Annotated in this window: 4 protein-coding genes; all 4 read left to right on the plus strand. The window is 69.7% G+C overall.

Annotation, left to right across the window (positions count from 1 at the left end):
- On the plus strand, positions 1-2367 hold a 2367-nt coding region (locus G7A99_RS16385; protein ID WP_163142105.1), incomplete at its 5' end, for a TRAP transporter permease.
- A gap of 39 nt (positions 2368-2406) precedes the next feature.
- The gene (locus G7A99_RS16390; protein WP_018716402.1) at positions 2407-2853 is read left to right on the plus strand and encodes a universal stress protein; all 447 of its coding nucleotides are present in this window, start codon (positions 2407-2409) and stop codon (positions 2851-2853) included.
- A gap of 35 nt (positions 2854-2888) precedes the next feature.
- On the plus strand, positions 2889-3203 hold the full coding sequence (locus G7A99_RS16395; RefSeq protein WP_018716401.1) for a DUF2288 domain-containing protein: 315 nt from the start codon (positions 2889-2891) through the stop codon (positions 3201-3203).
- Positions 3204-3413: 210 nt separating this feature from the next.
- The coding region (locus tag G7A99_RS16400) for an MFS transporter (protein ID WP_163142108.1) at positions 3414-4081 on the plus strand (668 nt) is incomplete at its 3' end.

The following is a 4081-nucleotide window of genomic DNA, read 5'->3' on the forward strand; positions in this document are numbered from 1 at the left end:
CTGAAAGGCTCGCCGCGGGACCGGATTCCCGCACTGGACTGGATACTGGCGGTGGTCGCGGCCTTCACCGCGGCCTACCTGTTCCTCTTCTACCAGCAGCTCTCCCAGCGCCCGGGTCTGTATACCTGGTACGACGTGGCCGTAGCGGTCACCGGCATGGTGCTGCTGCTCGAGGCCACCCGGCGGTCGCTCGGGCCGCCGTTGATGGTGGTCGCGCTGGTCTTCCTCACCTATACGTTCGCCGGCCCCTATATGCCCGACGTGATCAGCCACGACGGGGCGAGCCTGCAGCGGGCGATGGGGCAGTACTGGCTCACGACCGAGGGCGTGTTTGGCGTCGCCCTCGGGGTGTCGACGAGCTTCGTGTTCCTGTTCGTGCTCTTCGGTGCCCTGCTGGAGCAGGCCGGCGCCGGCGCATACTTCATCAAGGTCGCCTTCGCGCTGCTCGGCCACATGCGCGGTGGACCGGCCAAGGCCGCCGTAGTCGCCTCCGGGCTCTCCGGCGTGATCTCCGGCTCCTCGATCGCCAACGTCGTGACCACCGGTACCTTCACCATCCCGCTGATGAAGAAGGTCGGTTTCCCCGGCACCAAGGCCGGTGCCGTGGAGGTGGCCGCGTCCACCAACGGCCAGCTCACGCCCCCGGTGATGGGCGCGGCGGCGTTCCTGATGGTCGAGTACGTCGGCATCCCGTATATCGAGGTCGTCAAGCACGCGATCCTGCCGGCGCTGATCAGCTATATCGGGTTGATCTACATGGTCCACCTGGAGGCGGTGAAGGCCGGCATGAAGCCGATGCATACGCGCAACCGCGGGCCGCTGTACATGCGCCTGGCGACCACGGCAGGGATCCTGTTCGTGATCTGCGCGCTGAGCCTCGGCGTCTACTACGGCGTGGGCTGGATCAAGACGGCCTTCCCGGCGGCGTCGCTCGAGATCATCGCCGCGCTTGTCGCCCTGGTGTACGTGGCGCTGGTGTGGCTCGCGGCGCGTCAGCCGGAGCTCACCTCCGAGTTCGAGATGGACCCGGAGACCGGCAACATCCGTGTCCCCGAGGCCGGGCCGACGGTGCGCGCGGGCCTGTACTTCCTGCTGCCGGTGGTGGTGCTGGTCTGGTGCCTGATGGTGGAGCGCTTCTCGCCCGGGCTGTCGGCGTTCTGGGCGGTGATGTTCCTGATCATCATCGCGGTGACCCACCGGCCGCTGCTTTCGGCGTTCCGGGGTCGTGGCGCGATCGGCGGCGAGGTGGTGCGAGGCGGCCGTGAGCTCGTCTACGGCATGGTCGAGGGCGCGCGCAACATGATCGGCATCGGCGTGGCCACGGCCACCGCCGGCATCGTCGTGGGGACGGTGACGCTCACCGGCATCGGCCTGGTGATGACCGAGTTCGTGGAGTTCATCTCCGGCGGCAGCCTGATCCTGATGCTGCTGTTCACCGCCATCATCAGCCTGCTCCTCGGTATGGGCCTGCCGACCACGGCCAATTACATCGTCGTTTCCACGCTGATGGCGCCGGTGGTGGTGGAGCTGGCGGCGCAGCAGGGACTGGTGGTGCCGCTGATCGCGGTGCACCTGTTCGTGTTCTACTTCGGCATCCTCGCCGACGACACGCCGCCGGTGGGCCTGGCCGCCTTCGCCGCCTCGGCGATATCCGGCGCCGACCCGATACGCACCGGCGTTCAGGGTTTCACTTACGATATCCGCACGGCGATCCTGCCGTTCATGTTCATCTTCAACACCCAGCTCTTGCTGATGGGGCTGACCGGGCCGTTCGACCTGATCGTGACCATCGCCTCCGCGGTCGGCGCCATGCTGCTGTTCGCCGCGGCGACGCAGGGCTTCTGGCTGGTGCGCAGCCGCTGGTACGAGACGGTGGCGCTGCTGCTGATCGCGTTCACGCTCTTCCGCCCCGGTTTCTGGTGGGACGATATCTACCCGCCCTACCGCCAGGCGGAGCCGACCCAGCTCGAGGCGGTCGCCGCGCGCCAGCCCGCCGGCGGCCAGGTCCCGATCCGGGTGCGGGGCATGACCATCGAGGGCAAGCAGGTGGACAAGACCATCCTCCTGCCCCTCGGGGACAAGGCCGACAGCGGTGCCGCCCGACTGCGCGAGGCGGGGCTGACCCTGCAGCAGGCCGGCGACGGCGCACTCCAGGTCCAGCGCGTGCGCTTTGGCAGCGCGGCGAAGAAGGCGGGCCTCGACTTCGGCTACCGGATCGTGTCGGTGCAGGTGGACAATGAGCGCCCGCCCAAGGAGCTCATGTATATCCCCGCACTCGTCCTGCTCGGGCTCGTCGCCTGGCTGCAGCGACGGCGCCGGCCGCTCGAACCCGAGCCCGCCGGGTCCACCGGGGAGCAGCCGGCGTGAGCCGGTGCACCGTAATGCCTCATCGCGGAGGGCACTGACGTGTTCAAGAAACTGCTGCTACCGGTGGATCTCCAGGACGACACGGGCTCGGGGGACGAGGCGGCCGACCTGGCTGTCGGGCTCGCCCGTACCCATGGTGCGGCGATCCACGTGCTGAGCGTCTTCCCGGGCGTCGGCCTGCCCTGGGTGTCCACCTATTTCCCGGCGGACAGCCTCCAGCGTGCCCGCGACGACCTGCGCGGGCGCCTGACGGACTGGGCGGGTCGTCATATCCCCGCGGAAATCCCGTGCACGGTCGATATCGCCGAGGGGCCGCCGCACCGGTGTATCCTCGACGAGATCAGGCATGTCGGTGCCGATCTCGTCGTTATGCCGAGCCACGACGAGACCGGTGCCGAGCGGGTGTTCCTGGGGTCCGTGGCCGCGCGGGTGGTGGAGCGGGCCCACTGCTCCGTGCTGGTCGTGCGCCACCCGCGGCGGGGCTAGTAACATGTCCGGCCCCGCTGGAGAAGGAGTGCGCCATGACCGCCGAACCCTCGCTGCATGAGCGTCTGAACGCCGAGACGGCCCGCATCCGCTGGTCGGAGCTCGAACGCCACTTCGCCCGTGGCGCCACCGTGACCGTGGCCCGTGACCTGGACCTGGTCGAGGTGGCCCGGCGGTTCGTCGAGGACGACACCGCCCATGTTTCCGCGTGGCTGGAAGAGGGCCGTGTTGCACGCACCAGCGACGACGAGGCGCGCGCCTGGGCGGCGGTCGACGCCGAGCTCTGGGCGGTGGTGGTGCCGCCGTGGGTCCTGGTCCAGGAGGATCAGCCCCCCGGCAACGAGCACTGAGCCCGTCCTGCCCGGCGCCGCGGTCTCCGCTGCGGCGCAGCATTTGTTATCATGCGAATGATCGCGGCATATCTGCCGCGGGGCCGGGGCGTGGCCGCCCGGCGCGGGCGAGGTGCGGCCGCCTGCACGCTCCGCCGCGGCATCTCCCGGTAGTCCGCTGATCCCTCGTGGTGGCGCCGGCGCGCCGCCGTTGCTGCACGGAGGCGCAAGTTGTCCATTCGGGCCGTGATCACCGCCCTGCTGGCCTATTTCTCCCTCTATGCCCCCCAGCCCCTGTTGCCACGGCTGGCCGACAGCCTTGCCGTGAGCGAGTCCCAGATCGCCCTGCTGATGACGGCAACCCTGTTGCCGCTGGGCGTTGCGCCACTCGCCTACGGGGCACTGCTCGGGCGCTGGCAGACCACGCGGGTGCTCTGTGCCGGGACGGCCGGGCTGGGCGTGGCGGCGCTGGTGTTCATGGCGGTGCCCCGGTACCCGGTCATGCTCGCCGCCCGTCTCGCCCAGGGGCTGCTGTTACCCGCCGTGATGACGGCGCTGATGACGGCGATCGCCGGACGGGCGAGCCCGGAGCGGCTGCAGCGGGTCATGTCGGTGTACGTGGCCGTGACCATCGTGGGCGGCTTCGGGGGGCGGCTGCTGGCCGGCTCGGCCGCGACGTGGTGGGACTGGCACGTATTCTTCCTCGCCCTCGGGCTCGGACTGATCGCCAGCGCGGTGTGGTGGTCCCGCGCGCCGCAGCGGGCCATGGAGCCGCGCCCGGCGCCGAGCTGGGCGGGCGTCCGGTCACTCTGGTGCGAGGGTGGCAACGGCTATCTCTTCACCGCGATCTTCTGCCTGTTCTTCGTGTTCGTCGGCCTGCTCAACTACCTGCCGTTCCG

The sequence above is a fragment of the Arhodomonas sp. KWT genome (genome assembly GCF_010993615.1).